The following is a 23,102-nucleotide window of genomic DNA, read 5'->3' as shown; positions in this document are numbered from 1 at the left end:
GTGCTAATCATTGGGCTTAGCACTCTCCCAGTGAGAGTGACAGGCAGTACCTCTTTAAAGCTTGGATCGGGTCGGTGAGGTCCGGGAGCCAGGTGGGGCAAGGAACCACAAGGCTCAAGGGCCGTCCGTCGCGGGCACCAACACGGTCCGTTTGCGTTTCCACCCCGTCCGGGAGGACCACTTCACATGGCCAAGATCATCGCGTTCGACGAGGAGGCACGGCGCGGCCTCGAGCGCGGCATGAACCAGCTCGCCGACGCCGTCAAGGTGACCCTGGGCCCCAAGGGTCGCAACGTCGTCCTCGAGAAGAAGTGGGGCGCCCCCACGATCACCAACGATGGTGTGTCCATCGCCAAGGAGATCGAGCTCGAGGACCCGTACGAGAAGATCGGCGCCGAGCTGGTCAAGGAGGTCGCGAAGAAGACGGACGACGTCGCCGGTGACGGCACGACGACCGCGACCGTCCTGGCCCAGGCGCTCGTTCGCGAAGGCCTTCGCAACGTAGCCGCCGGCGCCAACCCGATGGCCCTCAAGCGCGGTATCGAGAAGGCCGTCGAGGCCGTCTCCGGTGCGCTTCTTGAGCAGGCCAAGGAGGTCGAGACCAAGGAGCAGATCGCTTCGACGGCCTCCATCTCCGCCGCCGACACCCAGATCGGCGAGCTCATCGCCGAGGCCATGGACAAGGTCGGCAAGGAAGGCGTCATCACCGTCGAGGAGTCCCAGACCTTCGGTCTGGAGCTGGAGCTCACCGAGGGTATGCGCTTCGACAAGGGCTACATCTCGGCGTACTTCGCCACCGACATGGAGCGTATGGAGGCCTCGCTGGAGGACCCGTACATCCTCATCGTCAACTCGAAGATCGGCAACGTGAAGGACCTCCTTCCGCTGCTGGAGAAGGTCATGCAGTCGGGCAAGCCGCTGCTGATCATCGCCGAGGACGTCGAGGGCGAGGCCCTGTCGACCCTGGTCGTCAACAAGATCCGTGGCACCTTCAAGTCCGTCGCCGTCAAGGCCCCGGGCTTCGGTGACCGCCGCAAGGCCATGCTCGGCGACATCGCCATCCTCACCGGTGGCACCGTCATCTCCGAGGAGGTCGGCCTCAAGCTGGAGAACGCCGGTCTCGACCTGCTCGGCCGCGCCCGCAAGGTCGTCATCACCAAGGACGAGACGACGATCGTCGACGGCTCGGGCGAGAGCGACCAGGTCCAGGGTCGCGTCAACCAGATCCGTGCCGAGATCGAGAACTCGGACAGCGACTACGACCGCGAGAAGCTGCAGGAGCGCCTGGCGAAGCTCGCCGGCGGTGTTGCGGTCATCAAGGCCGGTGCCGCGACCGAGGTCGAGCTCAAGGAGCGCAAGCACCGCATCGAGGACGCCGTTCGCAACGCGAAGGCGGCCGTCGAGGAGGGCATCGTCGCCGGTGGTGGCGTCGCCCTGCTGCAGGCCTCCGCGGTCTTCGAGAAGCTGGAGCTCGAGGGTGACGAGGCGACCGGCGCCAACGCCGTGAAGCTCGCCCTGGAGGCCCCGCTCAAGCAGATCGCCGTCAACGGTGGTCTCGAGGGTGGCGTCGTCGTGGAGAAGGTTCGGAACCTGGCCGTCGGCCACGGTCTGAACGCCGCCACGGGCGAGTACGTCGACATGATTGCCGAGGGCATCCTCGACCCGGCCAAGGTGACGCGCTCCGCGCTGCAGAACGCCGCGTCGATCGCCGCGCTGTTCCTCACCACCGAGGCCGTCATCGCCGACAAGCCGGAGAAGGCCGCCGCGGCCGCTCCGGGCGGCATGCCGGGCGGTGACATGGACTTCTGAGCCTGATCCAGGCTCGGACCAGGTCCGATTCCGAGGGCGGTACCCCATCGCGGGGTACCGCCCTCGGGCGTTTTCAGGCAGTTCCCCCCGCCCCTGGTCAGGCGCTAATGTCCGCGTATCTCTTGATCAACACGCAAGGCGGGGGACGTGGGGGACATGACGGACAGACCGGTGAACGCGTGGGGGCAGGCCATATCGGCCGTGGCGCTGGTGGGAGCGCTGGCCGTGGGGTTCTGGGCGATCTCCGACAGCCCGGCGTCGGAACGGGACCGCGAGCAGAAGGCCGCCACCTGTTCGGGTGGCGTGCCGACGAAGAGCGACCGGGCGGCCGGACGGGTCTCCGGGTCGCAGCTGTGCCGGGCGCTCAACCAGTCCGAGCTGGCGTCCTGGCTCGGTACACCGGGCGAGCTGCCCAAGAGCGCGTACGGCAACGGCGGGTCCGTCGGGACGGGCAAGAACAAGATCGCCTACCCGTCGGCCCGGATCGAGTTCGAGACGTACACCGTGGAGCTGTCCGCGTCCTACGACCGATTCCCGGTGGACGAGGAGACCGCGGCGTTCATCGGCCGCGACGCCCACCTCCAGAAGGTGCTGCGCCGCCCCGCGGTCTTCTACTCGACCGAGACCATGGGCATCCGCTTCCGGCTCGACGGCTCGGACGCCCAGAGCACGCAGGGCAAGCCCGCCGAGGCGCTCAGCGTGGCGTTCGACGCGAAGAACCGCGGCGGCTCATGGGAGCTGGTGGTGTGGCGCAACGGCGGCGGCTACCCGGACCGGACCGTGCTCCTGGACGTCGCCGAGCACGTGCTGCCGGTGATCCCCGGCTTCGACTCGGGGGCGAAGCTCCGTCAGGAGACGCCTTCCTCGTAGCTCGACCACGCGTCACGGCCCGCCCGCGCCGCGCTCTGCGTCGCCGTCTGGGCGTGGCGCAGGGCGCGGTGGGCCAGCTCGGTGGGCGGCACCTCCCAGCTGCCGGTCCAGGAGCGGCCCGCGCGGGCCAGTTCGTAGACGAGGACGCCGACGCCCGCGGTGGCGACCAGCATGCCGACGCCCGTGAGGGCCGCACCGGCGGTCAGTCGGCTCCGGTTGGGGCGGAACTCGGTCCAGGAAATCTTCGAGAACGTGCTGTCAGCCATGGGGCCAGAATGCGCGAACTCCACGGACGCCGCATGTCCAGTACGGCCGGTCGGTCGTTGTCGGGACATGACGAACGTACTCGGGCCCGTACTGACGGCGGCTGTCGTGGCGACCGTGCTCGGCGCACCCGCGGCGCAGGCGGCAGGACCCGGGCCGCAGGGGCCGTCCGCGGTGAGCACGTCGGGCGAGCGGACGGCGGCCCTGGGCATGCTGAGCCCGGTGTACCGGGGCGGGGCCCGATGCGTCCGCACGTGCTCCGTGGGCTCCTTCGCACCGCTGCCCGAGCGGGCCCCGTCGCCCGCGTCCACGCTCTCGTAGCCCTGGTCAGGCGCGCTGCGTTCTGCGGGCCCGGTAACCCGCCATCTTCGAGCGCGCCCCGCACGTGTCCATCGAGCACCAGCGGCGACGGCCCGGCCGGCTCTCGTCCACGAACAGGAGCGTGCAGTCGGAGGAGGCGCACTCGCGGATGCGGCGCGCGTACGGGCCGGTCAGCAGGTCGACGCCGTCGCGGGCGATCAGCGGCAGCAGGTCGGCGATCGTGTGGATCTCGGGGCGGACCAGGGCGGGCCGGCCCCGCTCGGTGAGGGTCAGGCGCGGGCCCGGCAGGGACCGTGACGACCAGGTGCTGATGGTGTCCAGACCGGCCGCGGTCGGCGCGGTGAAGGCGGTGTGCAGCGCTTCGCGCAGTTCGTGGGCGTGGGTGAGGACACGCGGGGTGGCGGCGGGGGCGGGTGCCTCGCACAGGCCCGCCTCCGTGCACCAGCGGGACAGGTCGTCCGGGGAGCGCAGCCGGTCGAACTCGGCGTCGCCCAGGCCGCGTTGACCCAGCGTCGCCGTGAAGTCGACCGAGAGGCGGCCGCCTAACCAGCGGAACGCGTAGGGGTCGGTGTGCTTGTCCACCATGCGGGGCACGCTAGCAGGTTACTGGTTATAGAGGTAACCTCCGGCGCCCTGGCGAACGGCGGCCCGGGGCGGGCGACCGGGGGCGTGCATGGGCCGGGGCCCCGCGGAGCTCGGGGGAAGCGTCCGTGGGGCCCCGGGGTTCGGGGAGGGCCGAGGGGTCAGACCTTGGCCGGTTCCTTCGGGTCGGGCGCGCCGGAGGCCGGGGCCGGGGCGGCGGCCGGGGTGGCCTCCGCGTGGGCCGCGGGGGACTCGCCCGCGTCGACGTCCGCGTTCAGCTCCTCCAGCATGTCCTTCGTGAAGCCGAAGTAGTACGTGGCCAGGTAGCCGACGAGGTAGCCGACCAGCAGACCGCCCGCGTAGATCGCGATGTCGACGCCGATGTTGTGGTTGCCGTCGAGCAGCGGGAACAGGGCCCAGCCGGACGGGCCGATCGCCGTCGAGCCGACCTGGTAGCCGATCATCGAGAAGAAGCCGATGAACGCGCCGCCGGCCGCGCCGCCGATGCACGCCGTGATGAACGGACGGCCCAGGGGCAGCGACACACCGTAGATCAGCGGTTCGCCCACGCCCAGGAAGCCCGCGGGGAGCGCCGACTTGATGGTCCTGCGCAGCGACGTGTTGCGCGGCAGCCGCTTGAAGACGGCGATGGCCGAACCGACCTGGCCCGCGCCCGCCATGGCGAGGATCGGGAGCAGGACCGTGTAGCCCTGCTGCTCGATGAGGGTGGTGTGGATCGGGATCAGGGCCTGGTGCAGGCCGAGCATGACCAGCGGGAGGAAGAGGCCGCCGAGGATCGCGCCCGCGAAGACGCCCGCGCTGTCGAGCAGCCAGTTGGCCGCCGTGCCGATACCGGTGGAGATCTCACCGGCGACGTACATCAGGCCGAAGATCGTGACCAGGCCGGAGATGAGGACCGTGAGGGTCGGGGTGACCAGGACGTCCAGGGACTCCGGCACCCACTTGCGGCACCACTTCTCCACGTACACGGCGAGGATCGCCGCGCCCATCGCGCCGAGGACGCCACCCTGGCCGGGCGAGAGCTTCTCGCCGAAGACCGAGATGTTGGCGACGCCCGCGTACACGATGATCGAGGCGACGGCGCCGCCCAGGATCGGGGTGCCGCCGAACTCCTTCGCCGCGTTGTACCCGACGAACACGGCGATCAGCGACATGAAGCCGGAGGCGATCGCGGCGAGCGCCGGGGTGACGGACGGCAGCCAGTGCAGGTTGATCAGCAGGCCGTTGATGCCCGCGACGATGCCGCAGCCGATCAGGGCCGGGATCAGCGGTACGAAGATGTTGGCGATCTTGCGCAGGAAGAGCTTGAACGGGGTGTTGTTCTTCTCCTTCCGGGCCGCCTTCATCGCGGCGCCCTGGGCGGCCAGTTCGTCGGCGGTGGTGCCGCCGGATCCGGCGGCCGGGGCGGGGGCGGCGGCCGCCTTGCCCTCCTCGACCAGCGTCTCGAACTCGGGGGTCACCCGGGCGACCTTCCCCGGGCCGAGGACGATCTGGTACGTGTCGTCCTCGACGACGCCCATGACGTCGGGGAGCGCCTTGAGCGCCTCGTCCTGGACCAGGGTCCGGTCGGCGAGGCCGAGTCGGAGCCTGGTCATGCAGTGGGCGACGGAGGTGACGTTCGCGGCGCCGCCGACGAGCGGCAGGATGGAGGCCGCCACATCGCGGTTCTTGTTCTCAGCCATGGTGCGTGCTGCCTTGCTGTGCGGGTGGTGCTGGGGACGTACGGGGAGCGGGTCAGGAGGTGGCGGCCGCCGCGAGGGCGGCGCGCAGGTGGCCGTTCGACTCGGTCAGGAGGCGGGCGGCCGTGGGGCCTTCGACCTCGCCGAGCACGACGAGGATCGCGTTCTTGACCTCGCCGTCGGTGGCGGCGAGCGCGGCCTCGATCGTCGCGTCGTCGGCGCCCGTGGCCAGGGAGACGATGCGGCGCGAGCGGGCCCGCAGCTTCTCGTTCGACGCGCGTACGTCGACCATGAGGTTTCCGTACGTCTTGCCGAGCCGGATCATGGTGATCGTCGACAGCATGTTGAGGACGAGCTTCTGGGCCGTGCCGGCCTTCAGCCGGGTGGAGCCGGTGAGGAGTTCGGGGCCGACGACGACCTCGATGCCGTGCTCCGCGGCGGCCGCGAGGGCGCTGTTCGCGTTGCAGGACAGACCGATGGTGAGCGCGCCGCGGGTGTTCCTGGCGTGCTCGACGGCGCCGATCGCGTACGGGGTGCGGCCCGAGGCGGAGATGCCGACCACGATGTCGTCGGCGGTCAGGTTCAGCGCGTCCAGGTCCTCGGCCGCGAGCTCCTTGGAGTCCTCGGCGCCCTCGACGGCGGTGATCATCGCGGACGGGCCGCCCGCGATCAGGCCGACGACCTCGCCCGGGTCGGTGTTGAAGGTGGGCGGACACTCGGAGGCGTCCAGGACGCCCAGGCGGCCCGCCGTGCCGGCGCCCGCGTAGATCAGGCGGCCGCCGCGGGCCATGCGCTCGGCAGTGCCGTCGATCGCGGCGGCGATCTGGGGGAGCTGGGCGGCGACGGCGGTCGGCACGGAGGCGTCCTCGCCGTTCATGATCTTGGCGATCTCCAGGGTGGGGAGCTGGTCGATCTCGGCGAGCTCCGGCCGGAACGCCTCGGTGGTGAGGGTGGCCAGCTGGGCGCGGAGCTCGGTGTACGTGGCGTCGGCGTTCTGGGCGTCGGTGGACATCGTCGTCTCGGGGGCTTTCTGTGCGAGGGGGTGGGCCGGGTGCGGGTGGCTTCTGCGGGGTTCGGTTTCGTCGCCGGGTGCGGGTTCGGTCGTGGCTGGTCGCGCAGTTCCCCGCGCCGCTGAAGCGAGCTCCGCTCGCCCAGGGGAAGGCTGCGCGCAGCGCATGCCTTCAGGGGCGCGGGGAACTGCGCGACCAGCCCCCACCGGGCCCGCACCCGCGATCACGACCGACCGCCCCGGGGCGTGGCGCGATGGCGGTGGGCCAGGGCCTCGTACGACGCGGAGAGCGCGGGGGCCGCCGACTCGTAGGTGCGCTGGGCGACGCCCACGAACAGGCAGTCCACGACCAGGAGCTGGCTGGTCCGGGAGGACATCGCGGCGGGGCGCAGCTCGCTCTCGCGGGCGATGGAGGTCGTGAGGATGTGGTCGGCGTACTGGGACACCGGCGCGTCGGGGCGGCCGGTGATCGCGATCGTGGTCGCGCCGTGCTCGAAGGCGACGCGCAGCGGCTCGATCACGTCACCGGTGGTGCCGGAGTGCGTGATGGCGACGGCCACGTCTCCCGAGCGCAGGCTGACCGCGTTGGTCACCGCGAGGTGCGGGTCCGAGTGCGCGTACGCGATGTGGCCGATGCGCAGCAGCTTCTGGGCGAGGTCCTGCGCGACGAGCCCGGAGGCCGCCATGCCGTAGATCTCGACCCGGCCGGCCGCGGCGAGGGCGCCGACGGCAGCGCCGAGCTGCACGGTGTCGAGCCCGGCGGCGGTGTCGGCGAGGGTCTGCTGCTCGTCGTAGGCGAGCTTGGCGACCACGTCGGCGATCGGGTCGTCGACCGCGATGTCCGCCGTGACGGCGGGCGCGCGGCCCGACTGCTGCTGGGCGGCGAGGCCCGCGAGGGCCAGACGCAGATCCCGGTAGCCGGGGTAGCCGAGGAGACGGGCGGTGCGGACCACCGTCGCCTCGCTGGTGCCGGTGAGCTCGGCGAGGCCGGTGACGGTCAGGGCGGCGCAGCCGGCCGGGTCACCGGCGACGGCCTCGGCGACCCGCTGCATGGACCGCGTCATCGACGGGGCCAGGGTGCGCACCTTGGCCGCGAGGGCGGCCGGGGCGGGCGGCGCGTCGCTGGCGAAACTTTCCTTCACGTCATTGCTCACGTAATGAAAGATATTTTCGCGAGAGGTGAGGGTCAAGGGTCGAACGGCAGGGACCTGTGTCACAGGCGCGGGGCGCGGGACAATGGGGGCATGGACTCCATCAGCCCTCTCGAACAGGCCCTGCACGCGGCCCGCGCACTGGTTCTCGCCGATCTCAAGGCGGTCGACGTCGCCGAGGCGGACGTGGTCTCGCTCGTGGAGGAGTCGATAGCGCAGCGGCGCTGGTGGGTGGAGCAGTGGCCGGAGGGCGCCGCGTTCGTCACCGGGCTCGTGGCGCAGGACGTGAAGGACGGAATCCTGGAGCGGTACGGGCGCTGGCCGCTCTGCCCGGTCTGCGGTCCCGGCTCGGGCCACGAGGGCCCGCACGCGCTGGACGTCGAGCCGGAGCTGGGCCCCGACCCGCACTGGGTGTGTTCGGAGGCCGGGGTCGTCGTGGCGCCGGTGGGATCGCTCGGCACCGTGGCCGGGTGACGTCTTGACCGTCTACATCGACCCGCCGAACTGGCCGGGCCACGGCCGGATGTGGTCGCACCTCGTCAGCGACGTGTCGTTCGACGAACTGCACCGGTTCGCGCGGGGGTTGGGGGTGCCGGAGCGCGCCTTCGAGCGCGATCACTACGACATCCCGTCGCACCGTTACGGGGACGCGGTGCGGGCCGGGGCCGTGGAGATCGGCTCGAAGGAGCTCGTACGGCGGATCACGGACGCGGGGCTGCGGCGGCCGAAGCACCGGCGGACCGCGTAGCCGCGCTCTGCGCGACGACCCTGGAGGCCGCGGCGCGCCGGTGCAGGCGCAGGGACACCGCGGTCAGGGCCAGGGCGAGGACCGTCATGGCGCCGCCCGCCCAGGCGGTCGCCGGGTAGCCGAGGTCCGCGTCGATGACCGTGCCGCCGAGCCAGGGCCCGCCGGTGTTGCCGAGGTTGAACGCGGCCGTGGTGGTGGCGCCCGCCAGCGTCGGGGCCGCGCCCGCCACGTTGAACATCCGGGCGTTGAGCGCGGGCGCCGTGTAGAAGGCGGAGAGGCCGAGCAGGAACGCCAGGGCCACCGCCGCGAACTCGACGTGGCCGAGCAGGGCGAGCGCGGTGAGGAAGACCGTCGACGCGGTGATGCCGGTCAGCAGCACCCCGAAGAGGTGCGCGTCCGCGATCCGGCCGCCGATCGTCGTGCCGGCCAGCGCGCCGACACCGAACAGGGCGAGCACGGCCGGGACCCAGCTCTCGTCGAGCCCCGCGACGTCCGTCAGGAACGGGGAGAGATAGCTGAACGCGCAGAAGACGCCGCCCGCGGCGAGCGCCGTGACCGCGATCGACAGCCACACCTGCTTGTCTCCGTAGATCGCCAACTCGCTCTTCAGGCGCGGGCGTTCGGCGGGCAGCGGGATGCGCGGCACCAGGGTGACGATGCCGACGAGGGCGATCGCCGAGGCGGCGCCGACCGCCCAGAACGCGGCGCGCCAGCCGAGCCCGTCACCGAGGAAGGCGCCGGCCGGGACGCCGAGCACGTTGGCGATCGACAGGCCGCCGATCATGACGGCCATGGCGCGGGCCCGCTGGTTCACGGGCACCATCGCGATGGCGACGGCCGCGCCGACCGCCCAGAAACCGGCGCAGGCGAGCGCCGAGACGACGCGGGACGCGAAGAGGACCGCGTAAGAGGGGGCGAGCGCGCCCGCGATCTGGCCCACGCCGAAGGTCGTGATCAGCGCGATGAGCGTGGTGCGGCGGGGCAGCCGCAGGGTGGCGACGGCGAGCAGCGGGGCGCCCACCACCATGCCGATCGCGAACGCCGATATCAGCAGGCCGGCCTGCGGGATCGTGACGTCCATGTCGTCGGCGACGGCCGGCAGCAGCCCGGAGAGCATGAACTCGCTCGTACCCAGCGCGAAGACGCTCAGGCCCAGGATGTAGACGGCCAGGGGCATGGCGGTGCGCGTGCGGGTGTCCGGAGCGGGATGTGGCGGCATGTAAGGGGTCAACCGGGGGCACGGGAGTGGCATTCCCGCCCGCCCGGTTTCTCCCGGGTTCCGCTACGCCGCCAGCAGCTCCAGCTCCGTCGCGAGGTTCTCGCGCGCCGCGGCCTCCCAGTTCTTCGCCCCGTGCGGGGTCCTGAACAGCCTTGGCAGATCGAGGAGTTGACGCAGCACGTCGGCCCGGCCCGTCCGGAACGCCTCGTCGGGCACGAACGCGTACTCCTTGCGGACGGCGCGCGTGTACGCGGCGTAGGCCTCCGGCGGTGACGCGAGGACGGCGAGGTCGGCGTCGCACAGGGCCTCGCCGTTGGTGTCGCCGTCGGCGGGGTCGTGGGTGACGGTGAGCCGGACCAGACGGGCGACCTCGGTGACCTGGCCGGGGGCGAGGCCGGCTTCGGTGAGGGCGCGCTCCGCGAGACGGGCCGAGCGTTCCTCGTTCGTCGAGCGGTCCGGCAGGTACACGGCGTCGTGGAACCAGGCCGCGAGTTCCACCAGCGCCGGGTCCGCCGCGTGCTCCGTCAGTACGTCGATGTGGTCGAGGACCGCCGTGAGGTGCGCGGTGGTGTGGTACCGCCGCTGCGGTTCGCGCCAGCGCGTCAGCAGGGCGCGGCCGTAGCGGTCCGGGTCGATGAGGCAGCCGTCCGTGTCCAGGGCGCGCAGGAGGGTCGAGCGCCAGCGCCCGATCAGTGCCCGTTCCTGCTGCGTGTCGTCCGTCGTCTCTGTCACGCGACGACCATAGCGCGCCAGCCGTTGTGTACCCCCTGGGGGTATGTTACGTTCCTGGTCGCCGGATACCCATGGGGGGTATCTGGCGTCCAGGGAGGGAACAGTCATGGACGGGATCAACCCACGGCGCTGGTGGGCCCTGCTCGTGCTCGCCACCGCGCAGTTCATGGTCATCATGGACACGTCGATCATCGGGGTCGCGCTCCCCGAGATGCAGCGGGACCTGGGCTTCTCGCAGGGCGGTCTGCAGTGGGTGTTCAACGCGTACGTCATCGCCTTCGGCGGACTGCTGCTGCTCGGCGGGCGCCTCTCCGACCTGCTCGGCGCCCGCAAGGTGTTCGTCGCCGGCTGGAGCGTCCTGATCGCCGGGTCCGTCGTCGCCGCGGCCGCGCAGACCGCCTGGGTCGAGGTCGCCGGACGCGCCGTGCAGGGCGTCGGCGGAGCCCTGATCGCGCCCGCCGCCATGACGCTCCTGATGATGCTGTTCGGGCACGACCCGAAGGAACTCGGCAAGGCGATGGCGCTCTACGGCGCCGCGGCCCCCGCGGGCGGCACCGCCGGAGTCTTCCTCGGCGGCGTGTTCACCGAGTGGCTGAGCTGGCCGTGGGTGTTCGTCATCTACCTCCCGATCGGCCTGGCCACCCTCGCCGCGACCGGCCTGCTGCCCGCCGTCGCCCCGCGCCGCGGCGCCGTGGACGTCCTCGGCGCCGCCGCCGTGACCGCGGGCCTCGCGCTCGCCGTCTACGCGGTCGTCCGGGCCCCGGAGGCGGGCTGGACCGCGACCGCCACCATCCTCCAACTCGTAGCCGCCGCGGCCCTGTTGCTGCTGTTCCTCGTCGTGCAGAAGACGGTCCGTACGCCGCTCATGCCGCTCGGCGTGTGGCGTGTGCCGCGGCTCGGCTCCGCCAACCTGGCGATGGCGCTGCTCGGCGCCGCCTGGATCCCGATGTGGTACTTCCTCAACCTCTACCTCCAGCAGGTCCTCGGCTACGGGGCCTTCGCGTCCGGCGCCGCCCTGCTGCCCATGACCGGGCTGCTGATGATCTTCATGACGGCGGTCACCGCCCGGCTGCTCGCCCGCTTCGGGGCGAAGCCGCTGATCGGCGGCGGCCTCCTGGTCCTCGCGCTCGGGCTGCTGTGGCTGTCGGCGGTCGGGCCGACCGGCTCGTTCGTGGTGGACGTGCTGCCCGCCTCGCTGGTCGCCGCGCTCGGCATGTCCCTCGCCTACATCCCGGCGATGATGGCCGCCATGTCCGGCGCCCCGCGGGAGCAGGCGGGCCTGGCCTCCGGCATCGTCAACACCACCTACCAGGTGGGCTCCGCGCTCGGTCTCGCCGCGCTCACCGCCCTCGCCACCTCGCAGGGCGCGGGCCGGCTCGGTGACCTGCCCGCACTGACCGACGGTTACTCCGCCGCCTTCCTCGGGGCGGCCGGCATCGCGGCCGTCGCCGGCGCGGTGACCCTCGCCGTCATGCGGGGCGAGAAGGCCGCGGCGCCGGAGCGGGCCGGGGAGCGGGCCGGTGTGTAGCGGCCCAACTGCACGGCGCAGGGCGCCCGTTGCTCCCCTCGGGGGCGGCGGGCGCCCTACCGTGTGGCCATGACTGCAGACGTCGTACGAGACAAGGCACGTGACCCCGAGCTGCCCGGCCGCCTCCTGATCACCGAACGCGACGCGCTCATCCCGCTGCTGAGGTCGAGGCCCGACGCCGACTTCACCCTCCCGACGGCCGGCTGTCCCGCCTGGAACGTGCGCGAGGTGCTCGCCCACTGTTCGTCCGCGCTGATCCGGGTCGTGGAGCGCCGGTTCGAGCCCGGCGTGTTCAGCCCCGAGGCCAACGACCGCGACATCGCCGAACGCGCCGACTGGTCCCACCAGCGGGTCGTCGACGAGCTGGAACGCGGTATGACGGAGGCGGGGGCCGCCCTCGCGAAGACGCGCGGCAAGCTGGACGCGGTCGCGCTCGGCGAGTGGGTGCACGCGGGCGACGTGCGCGAGGCGCTCGGCGAGCCCGGCGCGTACGCGGGGCCCGGACTGCCGGCCGCCCTCGATCTGCTGGCCTGGCTCACACGCGTCCAGGGCCATGTCGCTCTGCGCGCGGACCTGGACGACGTGGACGAGCCGCTGCTCCTGGGCGCCGTGCCCCAGGACGGGCCGCCCGCCCGCTACATCGGGGACGCCCCGACCCTCGTACGCCTGTACGCGGGCCGCCCGCTGGCGGGGGCCGACTACGAACTGGCCGGGGCCGCGGAGGCGGAGCTGAATCTGTTCGGCTGAGTGCGGGCCGGGGGACCGGCGTCAGCGCCGTGTCTCGGTCTCCCCGAGGACGACGACGCTGAACGCCGCCCCCGCGAAGACCCTGACCGCGCGCAGCGCCGTGCCGAGGGGGTGGGAGTGCCGGACCCCGGACGCCGCGGTGGCGCCGGAGGGGGTCGGGACCGGGTGCGGGGTGAGGGTTGCGGTAGCCATGTCTCCAGCATGCGATTCGGGCATTACGTGCACATCGGCCCCCGGGCGGAATCGGCGTACGACCTGGGGGTGACGTGGCCCCTAGGGAGCGGTCGCCCGTCTGCCGGGCGCGGTCCCGTCGCCGGGTTCCGGCCGGTGGGGCTGTGTCGATGTGCGGCTCCGCCGCGGGGCGCGAGAAGCCCCCACCGGAGCCGCACCCGGCGACGTGACCGCACCCGGCGGACGCGTCCCGAAATCCGTTCGCACCCGGCGGACGCGTACCGTACACTCGCCCGTCTTGCCCGCCTCCCTCGCAGGAGCGCCGCCGACCGGTCGGTAACCGGCGGCCCGTGACGATTCGCCGTACCCGTACCGCGTACCCGGAGGCAGAACCCGTGAGCCAGCCAGCGTCGCCGCTCGACCGTGAGCGCGCCCACCTCGCCTCGTCCCGCGCCGCCCTGCGCGCCATGCGCGAGGACGCGCAGGCCCTGGACATCCGCGACGTCACCGCGAACTGGGTCAACGCCGAGGTGCTCCAGCGCCAGATCGACGAGCGGATCAAGGCGCTCGCCGACCTCAGTCACACCCCGCTGTTCTTCGGACGGCTCGACTACCTGCACGCTCCGGGCGTCGACCTGGCCGAGGGCGCCGAGGGCGAGCAGTTCTACATCGGGCGGCGCCATGTGCACGACGCCGAGGGCGACCCGATGGTGATCGACTGGCGTGCGCCGGTCTCCCAGCCGTTCTACCGGGCCTCGAAGAAGGACCCGATGGACGTCGCGCTGCGCCGCCGGTTCGGTTACACCGGCGGCGAGTTGACCGCGTACGAGGACGAGAACCTGACCGACCCGGCCGAGGCGGAGCAGACCAGCAAGCTGCTCCAGCAGGAGATCGAGCGGCCCCGCGTCGGCCCGATGCGCGACATCGTTGCCACCATCCAGCCCGAGCAGGACGAGATCGTGCGCAGCGGGCTCGCCGGATCCGTCTGCGTCCAGGGCGGCCCTGGCACCGGAAAGACCGCGGTCGGCCTGCACCGTGTCGCGTACCTCCTCTACGCCCACCGCGAGCGGCTCGCCCGTACCGGCACCCTCGTCATCGGGCCGAACAAGTCCTTCCTCCACTACATCGAGCAGGTCCTCCCGGCGCTGGGCGAGCTGGAGGTCAAGCAGGCGACCGTCGACGACCTCGTCGGCGGCCCGGTGGAGGTGCGCGGCGCCGACGAGGCCGCGACCGCGCTCGTGAAGGGCGACGCCCGCATGGCCGAGGTGCTGCGGCGCGCCCTGCGCTCGCACATCACGCCGCCGGCCGAGGGCATCGTGGTCGTGCGCGGTTCCCGCCGGTGGCGCGTGGCCTCGTACGAACTGGAGGAGATCGTCGGTGAGTTGATGGCCCGCGACATGCGCTACGGCGCCGCCCGCGAGGCCCTGCCGCAGCGCATCGCGCACGCCGTGCTCGTCCAGATGGAGCGGGCGGGGGAGGCCCCGGACGACCGGGTGCAGAACGCGGTGGCGCGCAACGCCGCGGTGAAGGCCGCCGTGAAGGAGATCTGGCCGCCCGTCGAACCGGCGAAGCTGGTGCTGCGGCTGCTCTCCGACGCCGACTTCCTCGCCGAGCACGCCGAGGGGGTGCTGACCGAGGACGAGCAGAAGACGCTGCTCTGGGCGAAGCCGGCGCGCAGTGTGAAGACCGCCAAGTGGTCCGCCGCGGACGCGGTGCTGATCGACGAGGCCGCCGACCTGGTGGAGCGGACGCACTCGCTCGGCCACGTCGTCCTCGACGAGGCGCAGGACCTCTCCCCGATGCAGTACCGGGCGGTGGGGCGGCGCGCGACCACCGGCTCCGTCACCGTCCTCGGCGACCTCGCCCAGGGCACGACGCCGTGGGCCACGCAGAGCTGGGACGAGGCGCTGAGCCATCTCGGCAAGCCGGAAGCGGTGGTCGAGGAGCTGACCGCCGGTTTCCGTGTGCCGACCGACGTCATCACGTACGCGTCCCGCCTGCTGCCGTACATCGCGCCCGGCCTCACGCCGGTGGCGTCGGTGCGTGAGAACCCGGGGGCGTTCGAGGTGCGGCAGGCCCCCGGCGGGGCCGCGGACGTGGTCGCCGCTTGCGCGCAGGCGCTGCGCAACGAGGGCTCCATCGGTCTCATCGCCGCCGACGCGCGCTGCGCGGGGCTGGCCGCCGCGCTGGAGGAGGCCGGGCTCGCGTTTCTCGCGCCCGGCGAGGAGACCACCGCCGAGGCGCGCCTCACGCTGGTGCCGGCGTCGCTCGCGAAGGGCCTGGAGTACGACTACGTGGTCCTGGACGAGCCGGCCGCCGTGGTGGACGGGGAGCCCGACGAGCGGACCGGGCTCCGGCGGCTGTACGTGGCGCTGACCCGCGCGGTCTCCGGGCTCCTCGTGCTGCACGGGGCACCGCTGCCCGCGGAACTGGGGACGTTCGCCTAGGCGGCGCGGGCGGCCCGCCGTTCCCCGGGCCCCTCGGGGAAGCTGCGCGCAGCGCATGCCTCAGGGGCGCGGGGCTGTATCGATATCCGGCTCCGCCATCGATATGCGGCTCGGCCGCGGGGCGCGACCAGCCCACCCCCCGCACCCGGCAACGAACCCGCCCCCCGAAACGGCGGGACGCCTACGCGTCCAGCGCCTCGCGCCACACCCGCACCGCGTCGGCCGACACCGGACCCTCCCACCCGGAGGGCCGGGACGCGCCGCCGATGTGGAACGCCGAGATCCCGGCGGCCCGCAGGCCGGCCACGTGCTCCAGGCGGAGGCCGCCGCCGACCAGGATCTGCTGCTCGTAGCCGGGCTCGCCCGCCGCCGCGCGGGCGGCCTCCGCGCCGAGGACGTCCAGGCCGGCGTCGACGCCGTCGGCCGAGCCGGCGGTCAGATAGGTGTCCAGGCCGGGCAGGTCGGCGAGCTGCTTGCGCAGGGCGTCGCGGTCCGCGGCCCGGTCGATGGCGCGGTGGAAGGTCCAGCGGCAGCCGTCCAGTTCGGCGACGAGCCGTTCGACGGCCGACAGGTCGGGGCCGCCGTGCTCGTCCAGGAAGCCGAGCACGAACTCGTCCGCGCCCGCGGCACGCAACGTCCGCGCCCGCTCCACCAGGGCCGACACCTCACCGGCCTCGAACCCGTCGGCGAGCCGCAGCATCACGCGCAGCCCGATGTCCACGGACGAGCGGATCGCCGCGAAGGTCTCCACCGACGGCGTCAGACCGTCCGCGGCCATGTCGGTGACCAGCTCGAGCCGGTCCGCGCCCCCGGCCTGGGCGGCGATCGCGTCCTCGGCGTCGAGGGCGATCACCTCCAGGACTGCACGCTTGCTCATGAGGCTCCTGTCGCGCGTCGACCCGGCTCCGAAACGTCGGCGACAGGTCTAGTCCAATGTCCCGCCCAGCCTACGCCGCGTGCACCGTGAACGCAGCCGTCCGCACCTCGCCGTCGTGCTTGAAATCGAGGAAGAGGCGGTACGTCCCCGTGCTGGGCGCGGTCGCGGTGAACGAAACCTCCGGACCGGGCCTGCCGTCGTGCGGGTGAACGTGAAGGTACGCGAGGTCGCCCGAGCGCAGCGCGACCAGATGCCCGTACGCGCCGAGGTACGGCTCCAGATCGGTGACGGGCTTCCCGTCCCTGCTGACGCTCAGGGTCAGCTCGCTCGCCTTCCCCGCCGTCAGCTCGCCGTTCACCCGGACCTCGTACCCGTCCTCGGTCTTCGCCTTCGTGGAGTGCTCCGGCAGCGGCTGCGGCCGGTACGTGCCCGCGACGCCGAGCCCGGCGCCGAGCGTCAGTCCCTCGTCCTCGCCGCGCGGCGTGAAGTCGGCGAAGACGCGGTAGTCGCCCGACTTGGGCAGCGAGACCGGGGTCGACCAGGTGCCGTCGGCCGCCCGCACCGGGTGCAGATGCCGGTACGCGGTCAGGTCGCGCGAGGCGACGATCAGGTGCAGCTCCTTGCCGTGTTCCTTCTTGTACGAGGTCACAGGCGCGCCGGTGCTGTCCTTGCGGATGGTGAAGCGCAGTTCGCCGGTGCGGCCGGGCAGGCGGTCCCGTTCCAGCGCCAGCGTGTAGCCGCGCTCGGAGACCTGGAGGCCGCCGGGGGTGACATCGGCGGCGGCCGTCGCCGCCTCGGCGTGGCCGCCGCCGTGCTCGTCCCCGTGCGCGGCCGGCTGCTTCCCGGCGACGACCGGGTCCGCGGCGCTGCCCACGCCGTACGCGGTGCCGAAGGCGGCGGCCGCCGCGGCGGCGAAGGCGGTGATCTTCAGTCCGGTGTGCATGGCGGGCTCCTCAGCGGGATCTCGTTGCGTGCGGCGGTGCACCGCGTGACTACGAAGATACCCCCAGGGGGTATTAAGTCAAGCCCGGGAAAGCCGGGGGCCGCCCTTGCGTTCGATACCCCCCAGGGGTATAAATGGATCAGAGCGCGGGGTACCCACCCCGGGTACCTTGATCCAAGGAGGCATCATGTCGGCGCACACCGTCGCCCCGCCCGCACAGGTGGAACTCGCCATCGGCGGCATGACCTGCGCGTCGTGCGCCGCCCGGATCGAGAAGAAGCTGAACCGGATGGACGGCGTCGAGGCGACCGTCAACTACGCCACCGAGAAGGCGAAGGTCTCGTTCGCGGACGGGGTCGAGGTCGCCGACCTGATCGCCACCGTCGAGGCCACCGGTTACACGGCGCAGGAGCCCACGCCCGCCCGGCCGGAGACGCCCGAGGGCGAGGAGGCCGACGACGAGCTGCGGCCGCTGCGCCAGCGCCTGGTCACCGCCGTGCTGCTCGCCGCGCCCGTCGTCGCGATGGCGATGATCCCGGCCCTCCAGTTCGCGTACTGGCAGTGGCTGTCCCTGACCCTTGCCGCGCCCGTGGTCGTCTACGCGGCCTGGCCCTTCCACAAGGCGGCGTTCACGAACGCGCGGCACGGCGCCGCGACGATGGACACGCTGATCTCGCTGGGCACCTCGGCCGCGTTCCTCTGGTCGCTGTGGGCCCTCTTCTTCGGCACCGCCGGCGAGCCCGGCATGACGCACCCCTTCGAGCTGACGATCGGGCGCAGCGACGGCGCCGGGAACATCTACCTGGAGGCCGCCGCCGGCGTCACCGCGTTCATCCTCGCGGGCCGGTACTTCGAGGCCCGCTCGAAGCGGAAGGCGGGCGCCGCGCTCAAGGCGCTGCTCGAACTCGGCGCGAAGGACGTCACCGTCGTCCATGACGGCGGCCACGAGATGACCATCCCCGTCGGTGACCTGAAGGTCGGCGACCGGTTCCTGGTGCGGCCCGGCGAGAAGATCGCCACCGACGGCACCGTCGTCGAGGGCACCTCCGCCGTCGACGCCTCCATGCTCACCGGTGAGTCCGTCCCCGTCGAGGTCGCGTCCGGCGACTCCGTCACCGGCGCCACGCTCAACGTCGGCGGCCGGCTCGTCGTCGAGGCCACCCGGGTCGGCGCCGACACCCAGCTGTCCCGGATGGCCCGGCTCGTCGAGGACGCCCAGAACGGCAAGGCCGCCGCCCAGCGCCTCGCCGACAAGATCTCCGCGGTCTTCGTCCCCGTCGTCATCGCGCTCGCCGTCGCCACCCTCGGCTTCTGGCTCGGCAACGGCGCCGGGTGGACCGCCGCCTTCACGGCTGCCGTGGCCGTCCTGATCATCGCCTGCCCCTGCGCCCTCGGCCTCGCCACGCCCACCGCGCTCATGGTCGGCACGGGCCGCGGCGCCCAGCTCGGCATCCTGATCAAGGGGCCGGAAGTCCTGGAGACGACCCGCAAGGTCGACACGATCGTCCTCGACAAGACCGGCACCGTGACCACCGGCAAGATGACGCTCCTCGCCACGCACGTCGCCGAGGGCACCGCGACCGACGAAGTCCTGCGCCTCGCGGGCGCGTTGGAGCACAGCTCCGAGCACCCCATCGCCCAGGCCGTGGCCGCGGGCGCGACGGCCGAGGTCGGCAAGCTCCCCACCCCCGAGGACTTCGCGAACATCGCCGGGCTCGGCGTCCAGGGCGTCGTCGAGGGCCACGCGGTCCTGGTCGGCCGCGAGCAGCTGCTCAAGGAGTGGGAGATCCATCTGCCCGTCGAGCTGGCCCGCGCCAAGGCGGCGGCGGAGGCGGCCGGCCGTACGGCCGTAGCGGTGGCCTGGGACGGCGCGGCCCGCGCGGTCCTGGAGGTCGCCGACGCGGTGAAGGAGACCAGCCCCGAGGCCATCCGCCGGCTGCGTGAACTGGGCCTGCGCCCGGTCCTGTTGACCGGTGACAACGAGGCCGTGGCCCGCTCGGTCGCCGCCGAGGTGGGCATCGCCCCCGAGGACGTCATCGCCGAGGTGCTGCCCCAGGACAAGGTCGACGTCGTCAAGCGCCTTCAGGGCGAGGGCCGTTCGGTGGCCATGGTCGGCGACGGCGTCAACGACGCGGCCGCCCTCGCCCAGGCCGACCTCGGTCTGGCCATGGGCACCGGCACGGACGCGGCGATCGAGGCCGGCGACCTGACGCTCGTACGAGGCGACCTGCGGGCCGCGGTGGACGCGATCCGCCTGTCCCGCAAGACCCTGGGCACGATCCGCTCCAACCTCTTCTGGGCCTTCGCCTACAACGTGGCGGCGCTGCCGCTCGCCGCCGCGGGCCTGCTCAACCCGATGATCGCGGGCGCCGCGATGGCCTTCTCCTCGGTCTTCGTGGTCGGCAACAGCCTGCGGCTTCGCCGCTTCAAGGCGCAGGTGTCGTAAGCGGGTGTGGTGAGCGCCTCGCGGCCCCGAGGGGGCGGTACAGTCCACGGACTGTGACCGCCCCCTCGCGCTGTGTGCCGTACGTCGTGCTGCTTCTGTCCGCGTCCGCCCTCGTCGCCCTCGCCGTCGCGCAGGGGCTCCCGATGGCGGACGTCCTCGTCTACCGGGCCGAGGGCGCCGCGGTCCTCGCGGGCGGCGGCGACCTGTACGGGTTCACGGTCACCGAGTGGCAACTCCCCGCCACCTACCCGCCGTTCGCGGCGCTGCTGTTCGTGCCGGCGGCGCTGGCGCCGCTGCCGGTGGTGAAGGCGGCGTTCCTGCTCGGCAACATCGCGCTCACGGCGCTGCTGGTCCACCTCTCCTGCCGCCTCGCGGGCCTGCGCCGCACCCGCGCCGGACTGTGCACGGCCACCGCGGCGGCCCTCTGGCTCGAACCGGTCTTCCAGACCCTGCTGTTCGGCCAGGTCAATCTGGCGCTGGCCTGCCTGATCCTCTGGGGCCTGACCGGGACGGCCCGGGGCGGGAGCGTGGCGCTCGGCGTCGCGGCCGGCGTGAAACTCACCCCCGCCGTGTTCATCGCGTACCTGTTCCTGACGGGCCGCCGTCGTGAGGCCGCGTACGCGACGGCGGGCTGTGCGGGCACGGTGGTCATCGGCGCCCTTCAACTCCCGTACGCCAGCTGGGACTTCTGGACCCGCCGGCTCTACGAGACCGGGCGCGTCGGCAAGGTGTGGATCGTCGACAACCAGTCGCTCCAGGGCCTCGTGGCCCGCGTCCTGCACACGCCCGGCCCCGGCCTGTGGTGGGCGGTCCCCTGCGCGCTGGTCGCGATCGCCGGACTGTACGCGGCCGTTCACGCCCGTACCCAGGCGCGGGGCATCGCGCTGACCGCCCTCACGGCCCTCCTCGTCTCCCCGATCAGCTGGTCCCACCACTGGGTGTGGTGCGTGCCGGGTCTTGCCCTGCTGTGGGCGTCGGGCCGGCGCCGTACGACGATGCTCGTGACGCTGGCCTTCACGGCCCGCACGATGTGGCTGCTGCCGCACCAGGGCGACCTCGATCTCCGACTGCCCTGGTGGCAGCAGGTGTTGGCGGCGCCGTACCCGGTGCTCGGGCTGCTCGTCGTGGGGGCCGCTCTGAGTACGCGTACTCGGCCGGAGCAGCGCGAGATGAGTACCCCCGCGGGTGCGGCGCGGGCCGGGGCGGCGGTTCACTGAGGGCATGGACGCGACGATGCGGCACGGCGACGGGGGACAGTGGCTGATCTCCGACGCGACCACGGAACCCGACCCGCACCGCGACGAGGACGCGCTGCGCACCCTGGGCCACGCGGTGCTGACCTTCGCCGGTCTGGGCCTGGTCACCTGGGTCGTCGGCGCGCTGACGACCGTACAGACCGTCGAGCGGTGCGCGCAGCTGGAGTGCGCCGCGTACGAGGCGGTCAAGCGGCACGAGTCGCTGATGCACGCCGTCCTGTACCCCGGCTACGCCGCCGGTCTCGGCCTGCTCCTGGCGGCCTGTCTGCTCCCGCGCACCCTGCGCTGGCGCGCGGCGCGCCACTGGGTGGCCCTCGCGGCGCTGCTGCCGGTGGTGGCCGCCTGGGGGCTCATGATCACCATGCCCGGCTGACCGGCCGCACGTCCACCGAGCCGGGTGAGGCCCTGTGTTTCCCCACTCCCCCCGGGGCCTCACCCTCCCTTCCGGCCTCAGCCGCCCGCGAGCAGCTCGTCCGCGTCGACGATCCGGTACGCGTAGCCCTGCTCGGCCAGGAAGCGCTGGCGATGGGCCGCGAAGTCCTGGTCGATGGTGTCGCGCGCGACGACCGAGTAGAAGCGGGCCTCGTGCCCGTCGGCCTTCGGACGCAGCACCCGGCCGAGCCGCTGCGCCTCCTCCTGCCGCGACCCGAACGTGCCGGACACCTGGATGGCGACGGTCGCCTCCGGCAGGTCGATCGAGAAGTTCGCGACCTTCGACACGACGAGGACCGAGATCTCGCCCTCCCGGAACGCGTCGAAGAGCTTCTCGCGCACGGCGTTCGTCGTCTCGCCCTTGATGACGGGAGCGTCCAGGTGGGCACCCAGCTCGTCGAGCTGGTCGATGTACTGCCCGATGACGAGGGTCTGCTCGCCCGCGTGCTTCTTCACCAGCGCCTCGGTGACCTTCCGCTTGGTGGCGGTGGTCGCGCAGAACCGGTACTTCTCCTCCTGCTCGGCGGTGGCGTACGCGAGCCGCTCCGAGTCCGTCAGATTGACCCGCACCTCGACGCAGTCGGCGGGCGCGATGTATCCCTGCGCCTCGATCTCCTTCCACGGCGCGTCGAACCGCTTCGGCCCGATCAGCGAGAACACGTCCGACTCGCGGCCGTCCTCGCGGACGAGGGTGGCGGTCAGCCCGAGCCGGCGCCGCGCCTGAAGGTCGGCGGTGAACTTGAAGACCGGCGCGGGCAGCAGGTGCACCTCGTCGTAGACGATGAGCCCCCAGTCCCGGGAGTCGAACAGCTCCAGGTGCGGGTAGACGCCCTTCCGCTTGGTCGTCAGCACCTGGTACGTGGCGATGGTGACCGGGCGGATCTCCTTCTTCGTCCCGCTGTACTCGCCGATCTCGTCCTCGGTCAGTGAGGTCCGCTTCACGAGCTCGTGCTTCCACTGGCGGGCGGAGACGGTGTTCGTGACGAGGATGAGCGTGGTCGCCTTGGCCTGCGCCATGGCCCCGGCCCCGACCAGCGTCTTTCCGGCACCACAGGGCAGGACGACGACACCGGAGCCGCCGTGCCAGAAGCCCTCGACGGCCTGCTTCTGGTACGGGCGCAGCGACCAGCCGTCCTCGGCCAGCTCGATGGCGTGCGCCTCGCCGTCGACGTAGCCCGCGAGATCCTCGGCGGGCCAGCCCAGCTTCAGCAGCGTCTGCTTGATCTGGCCGCGCTCCGAGGGGTGCACGGCGACGGTGTCGGCGTCGATCCGGGCCCCGACCAGCGGCGTGATGCGCTTGGACCGCAGGATCTCCTCCAGGACCGGCCGGTCGGTCGTGGTGAGCACGAGCCCGTGCGTCGGGTGCTTGCTGAGCGTGAGCCGTCCGTAGCGGTCCATCGTCTCGGCGATGTCGACGAGCAGGGCGTGCGGTACGGGGTAGCGGGAGAACTGCACGAGCGCGTCCACGACCTGCTCCGCGTCGTGGCCGGCCGCCCGTGCGTTCCACAGGCCGAGCGGTGTCACCCGGTAGGTGTGGATGTGCTCGGGGGCCCGCTCCAGCTCGGCGAACGGGGCGATCGCCCGGCGGCAGTCGTCCGCCTGCTCGTGGTCGACCTCCAGGAGCAGCGTCTTGTCGCTCTGGACGATAAGTGGACCGTTCACGCGCGACTCCCTTTCCGTCAGGCCGGTACGGCCAAACGTCCAGTGTGCCGTATGCGCGTCCGCGCCGGGCCGGAGTGTGGCGCGGGGCGATCCGGGGGTGCGGCCGGCTGGGGCGGGGTTCGTTGCCGGGTGCGGCTCCGGTGGGGCTTCTCGCGCAGTTCCCCGCGCCCCTGAAGGCATGCGCTGCG

At 72.5% G+C, this 23,102-nt stretch carries 22 protein-coding genes; 11 read left to right on the top strand and 11 right to left on the bottom strand.

The window, feature by feature from the left end:
- Nucleotides 1-186: 186 nt before the first annotated feature.
- Both groL and J3486_RS42550 read left to right on the top strand, forming a co-directional pair.
- On the top strand, nt 187-1,809 hold the full coding sequence (gene groL / locus J3486_RS42555) for a chaperonin GroEL (RefSeq protein ID WP_207829821.1): 1,623 nt from the start codon (nt 187-189) through the stop codon (nt 1,807-1,809).
- 156 nt (nt 1,810-1,965) lie between these two features.
- Nucleotides 1,966-2,679, top strand: a complete 714-nt coding sequence (locus tag J3486_RS42550) for a DUF6215 domain-containing protein (protein WP_207829807.1) — start codon at nt 1,966-1,968, stop codon at nt 2,677-2,679.
- Here J3486_RS42550 and J3486_RS42545 read toward each other — a convergent pair.
- Nucleotides 2,658-2,945 carry a hypothetical protein gene (locus tag J3486_RS42545; protein WP_207829805.1) on the bottom strand — a complete coding sequence of 96 codons (288 nt, stop codon included), beginning with the start codon at nt 2,943-2,945 and terminating at the stop codon, nt 2,658-2,660. The genes J3486_RS42550 and J3486_RS42545 overlap by 22 nt on opposite strands.
- A gap of 67 nt (nt 2,946-3,012) precedes the next feature.
- On the opposite strand from J3486_RS42545, the gene J3486_RS42540 reads away from it, so the two are divergent.
- On the top strand, nt 3,013-3,264 hold the full coding sequence (locus tag J3486_RS42540) for a hypothetical protein (protein WP_207829803.1): 252 nt from the start codon (nt 3,013-3,015) through the stop codon (nt 3,262-3,264).
- 6 nt (nt 3,265-3,270) lie between these two features.
- Here J3486_RS42540 and J3486_RS42535 read toward each other — a convergent pair whose 3' ends face one another.
- The 4 genes from J3486_RS42535 to J3486_RS42520 all read right to left on the bottom strand — a co-directional run bounded on the left by J3486_RS42535 (nt 3,271) and on the right by J3486_RS42520 (nt 7,709).
- Nucleotides 3,271-3,849: an ABATE domain-containing protein gene (locus tag J3486_RS42535; protein WP_207829792.1), complete on the bottom strand. Its 579-nt coding sequence runs from the start codon at nt 3,847-3,849 to the stop codon at nt 3,271-3,273.
- Between the two features lie 158 nt (nt 3,850-4,007).
- Nucleotides 4,008-5,549 carry a PTS transporter subunit EIIC gene (locus J3486_RS42530; protein ID WP_207829789.1) on the bottom strand — a complete coding sequence of 514 codons (1,542 nt, stop codon included), beginning with the start codon at nt 5,547-5,549 and terminating at the stop codon, nt 4,008-4,010.
- 52 nt (nt 5,550-5,601) lie between these two features.
- On the bottom strand, nt 5,602-6,558 hold the full coding sequence (murQ, locus tag J3486_RS42525) for an N-acetylmuramic acid 6-phosphate etherase (protein WP_207829786.1): 957 nt from the start codon (nt 6,556-6,558) through the stop codon (nt 5,602-5,604).
- 221 nt (nt 6,559-6,779) lie between these two features.
- A complete protein-coding gene (locus tag J3486_RS42520) occupies nt 6,780-7,709 on the bottom strand; it encodes a MurR/RpiR family transcriptional regulator (protein WP_207829766.1) in 930 nt (309 codons plus the stop codon).
- A 90-nt stretch (nt 7,710-7,799) separates the two neighbouring features.
- On the opposite strand from J3486_RS42520, the gene J3486_RS42515 reads away from it, so the two are divergent.
- Nucleotides 7,800-8,180, top strand: a complete 381-nt coding sequence (locus tag J3486_RS42515) for a hypothetical protein (protein ID WP_207829765.1) — start codon at nt 7,800-7,802, stop codon at nt 8,178-8,180.
- A gap of 4 nt (nt 8,181-8,184) precedes the next feature.
- Complete coding sequence (locus tag J3486_RS42510; protein ID WP_207829763.1) at nt 8,185-8,454, top strand: DUF4031 domain-containing protein; 270 nt, start codon at nt 8,185-8,187, stop codon at nt 8,452-8,454.
- On the opposite strand, the gene J3486_RS42505 is transcribed toward J3486_RS42510, so the two are convergent.
- Nucleotides 8,408-9,631: a Cmx/CmrA family chloramphenicol efflux MFS transporter gene (locus J3486_RS42505; protein ID WP_207829761.1), complete on the bottom strand. Its 1,224-nt coding sequence runs from the start codon at nt 9,629-9,631 to the stop codon at nt 8,408-8,410. The two genes, J3486_RS42510 and J3486_RS42505, sit on opposite strands and share 47 nt — an antisense overlap.
- A gap of 105 nt (nt 9,632-9,736) precedes the next feature.
- On the bottom strand, nt 9,737-10,405 hold the full coding sequence (locus J3486_RS42500) for a hypothetical protein (protein ID WP_207829758.1): 669 nt from the start codon (nt 10,403-10,405) through the stop codon (nt 9,737-9,739).
- A gap of 106 nt (nt 10,406-10,511) precedes the next feature.
- On the opposite strand from J3486_RS42500, the gene J3486_RS42495 reads away from it, so the two are divergent.
- Complete coding sequence (locus tag J3486_RS42495) at nt 10,512-11,933, top strand: MFS transporter (RefSeq protein WP_207829756.1); 1,422 nt, start codon at nt 10,512-10,514, stop codon at nt 11,931-11,933.
- Nucleotides 11,934-12,002: 69 nt separating this feature from the next.
- Nucleotides 12,003-12,680: a maleylpyruvate isomerase family mycothiol-dependent enzyme gene (locus J3486_RS42490; protein WP_207829739.1), complete on the top strand. Its 678-nt coding sequence runs from the start codon at nt 12,003-12,005 to the stop codon at nt 12,678-12,680.
- A gap of 21 nt (nt 12,681-12,701) precedes the next feature.
- Here J3486_RS42490 and J3486_RS42485 read toward each other — a convergent pair whose 3' ends face one another.
- Nucleotides 12,702-12,872 (bottom strand): hypothetical protein, encoded by a 171-nt coding sequence (locus tag J3486_RS42485; RefSeq protein WP_207829729.1) that lies wholly within the window; start codon nt 12,870-12,872, stop codon nt 12,702-12,704.
- Nucleotides 12,873-13,318: 446 nt separating this feature from the next.
- Here J3486_RS42485 and J3486_RS42480 point away from each other — a divergent pair, with 446 nt between their 5' ends.
- Nucleotides 13,319-15,298: an AAA family ATPase gene (locus tag J3486_RS42480; RefSeq protein ID WP_229379534.1), complete on the top strand. Its 1,980-nt coding sequence runs from the start codon at nt 13,319-13,321 to the stop codon at nt 15,296-15,298.
- Nucleotides 15,299-15,479: 181 nt separating this feature from the next.
- Here J3486_RS42480 and J3486_RS42475 read toward each other — a convergent pair whose 3' ends face one another.
- Together J3486_RS42475 and J3486_RS42470 are read right to left on the bottom strand one after the other, a co-directional pair.
- Nucleotides 15,480-16,175, bottom strand: a complete 696-nt coding sequence (locus tag J3486_RS42475; RefSeq protein WP_207829727.1) for a copper homeostasis protein CutC — start codon at nt 16,173-16,175, stop codon at nt 15,480-15,482.
- Nucleotides 16,176-16,245: 70 nt separating this feature from the next.
- On the bottom strand, nt 16,246-17,118 hold the full coding sequence (locus tag J3486_RS42470) for a hypothetical protein (RefSeq protein WP_207829725.1): 873 nt from the start codon (nt 17,116-17,118) through the stop codon (nt 16,246-16,248).
- A 187-nt stretch (nt 17,119-17,305) separates the two neighbouring features.
- Here J3486_RS42470 and J3486_RS42465 point away from each other — a divergent pair, with 187 nt between their 5' ends.
- From J3486_RS42465 to J3486_RS42455, 3 genes are all read left to right on the top strand, one after another.
- A complete protein-coding gene (locus J3486_RS42465) occupies nt 17,306-19,564 on the top strand; it encodes a cation-translocating P-type ATPase (protein WP_207829716.1) in 2,259 nt (752 codons plus the stop codon).
- Between the two features lie 86 nt (nt 19,565-19,650).
- A complete protein-coding gene (locus tag J3486_RS42460; RefSeq protein ID WP_374194841.1) occupies nt 19,651-20,781 on the top strand; it encodes a glycosyltransferase 87 family protein in 1,131 nt (376 codons plus the stop codon).
- A 4-nt stretch (nt 20,782-20,785) separates the two neighbouring features.
- Nucleotides 20,786-21,193 (top strand): hypothetical protein, encoded by a 408-nt coding sequence (locus J3486_RS42455; RefSeq protein ID WP_207829714.1) that lies wholly within the window; start codon nt 20,786-20,788, stop codon nt 21,191-21,193.
- 77 nt (nt 21,194-21,270) lie between these two features.
- On the opposite strand, the gene J3486_RS42450 is transcribed toward J3486_RS42455, so the two are convergent.
- Nucleotides 21,271-22,914 (bottom strand): DNA repair helicase XPB, encoded by a 1,644-nt coding sequence (locus J3486_RS42450; RefSeq protein WP_207829712.1) that lies wholly within the window; start codon nt 22,912-22,914, stop codon nt 21,271-21,273.
- Nucleotides 22,915-23,102 lie beyond the last annotated feature (188 nt).

It is taken from the genome of Streptomyces sp. VRA16 Mangrove soil (assembly GCF_017377775.1).
GTDB lineage: Bacteria > Actinomycetota > Actinomycetes > Streptomycetales > Streptomycetaceae > Streptomyces.
This window is presented reverse-complemented; position numbering and strand designations above follow the sequence as displayed.

Bases quoted from the DNA above. Each gene is read 5' to 3' on its own strand.
- groL (WP_207829821.1), top strand. From the start codon at position 187: ATGGCCAAGATCATCGCGTTCGACGAGGAGGCACGGCGCGGCCTCGAG.
- J3486_RS42550 (WP_207829807.1), top strand. From the start codon at position 1,966: ATGACGGACAGACCGGTGAACGCGTGGGGGCAGGCCATATCGGCCGTG.
- J3486_RS42545 (WP_207829805.1), bottom strand. From the start codon at position 2,945: ATGGCTGACAGCACGTTCTCGAAGATTTCCTGGACCGAGTTCCGCCCC.
- J3486_RS42540 (WP_207829803.1), top strand. From the start codon at position 3,013: ATGACGAACGTACTCGGGCCCGTACTGACGGCGGCTGTCGTGGCGACC.
- J3486_RS42535 (WP_207829792.1), bottom strand. From the start codon at position 3,849: ATGGTGGACAAGCACACCGACCCCTACGCGTTCCGCTGGTTAGGCGGC.
- J3486_RS42530 (WP_207829789.1), bottom strand. From the start codon at position 5,549: ATGGCTGAGAACAAGAACCGCGATGTGGCGGCCTCCATCCTGCCGCTC.
- murQ (WP_207829786.1), bottom strand. From the start codon at position 6,558: ATGTCCACCGACGCCCAGAACGCCGACGCCACGTACACCGAGCTCCGC.
- J3486_RS42515 (WP_207829765.1), top strand. From the start codon at position 7,800: ATGGACTCCATCAGCCCTCTCGAACAGGCCCTGCACGCGGCCCGCGCA.
- J3486_RS42505 (WP_207829761.1), bottom strand. From the start codon at position 9,631: ATGCCCCTGGCCGTCTACATCCTGGGCCTGAGCGTCTTCGCGCTGGGT.
- J3486_RS42495 (WP_207829756.1), top strand. From the start codon at position 10,512: ATGGACGGGATCAACCCACGGCGCTGGTGGGCCCTGCTCGTGCTCGCC.
- J3486_RS42490 (WP_207829739.1), top strand. From the start codon at position 12,003: ATGACTGCAGACGTCGTACGAGACAAGGCACGTGACCCCGAGCTGCCC.
- J3486_RS42485 (WP_207829729.1), bottom strand. From the start codon at position 12,872: ATGGCTACCGCAACCCTCACCCCGCACCCGGTCCCGACCCCCTCCGGC.
- J3486_RS42480 (WP_229379534.1), top strand. From the start codon at position 13,319: ATGCGCGAGGACGCGCAGGCCCTGGACATCCGCGACGTCACCGCGAAC.
- J3486_RS42475 (WP_207829727.1), bottom strand. From the start codon at position 16,175: ATGAGCAAGCGTGCAGTCCTGGAGGTGATCGCCCTCGACGCCGAGGAC.
- J3486_RS42470 (WP_207829725.1), bottom strand. From the start codon at position 17,118: ATGCACACCGGACTGAAGATCACCGCCTTCGCCGCCGCGGCGGCCGCC.
- J3486_RS42465 (WP_207829716.1), top strand. From the start codon at position 17,306: ATGTCGGCGCACACCGTCGCCCCGCCCGCACAGGTGGAACTCGCCATC.
- J3486_RS42455 (WP_207829714.1), top strand. From the start codon at position 20,786: ATGGACGCGACGATGCGGCACGGCGACGGGGGACAGTGGCTGATCTCC.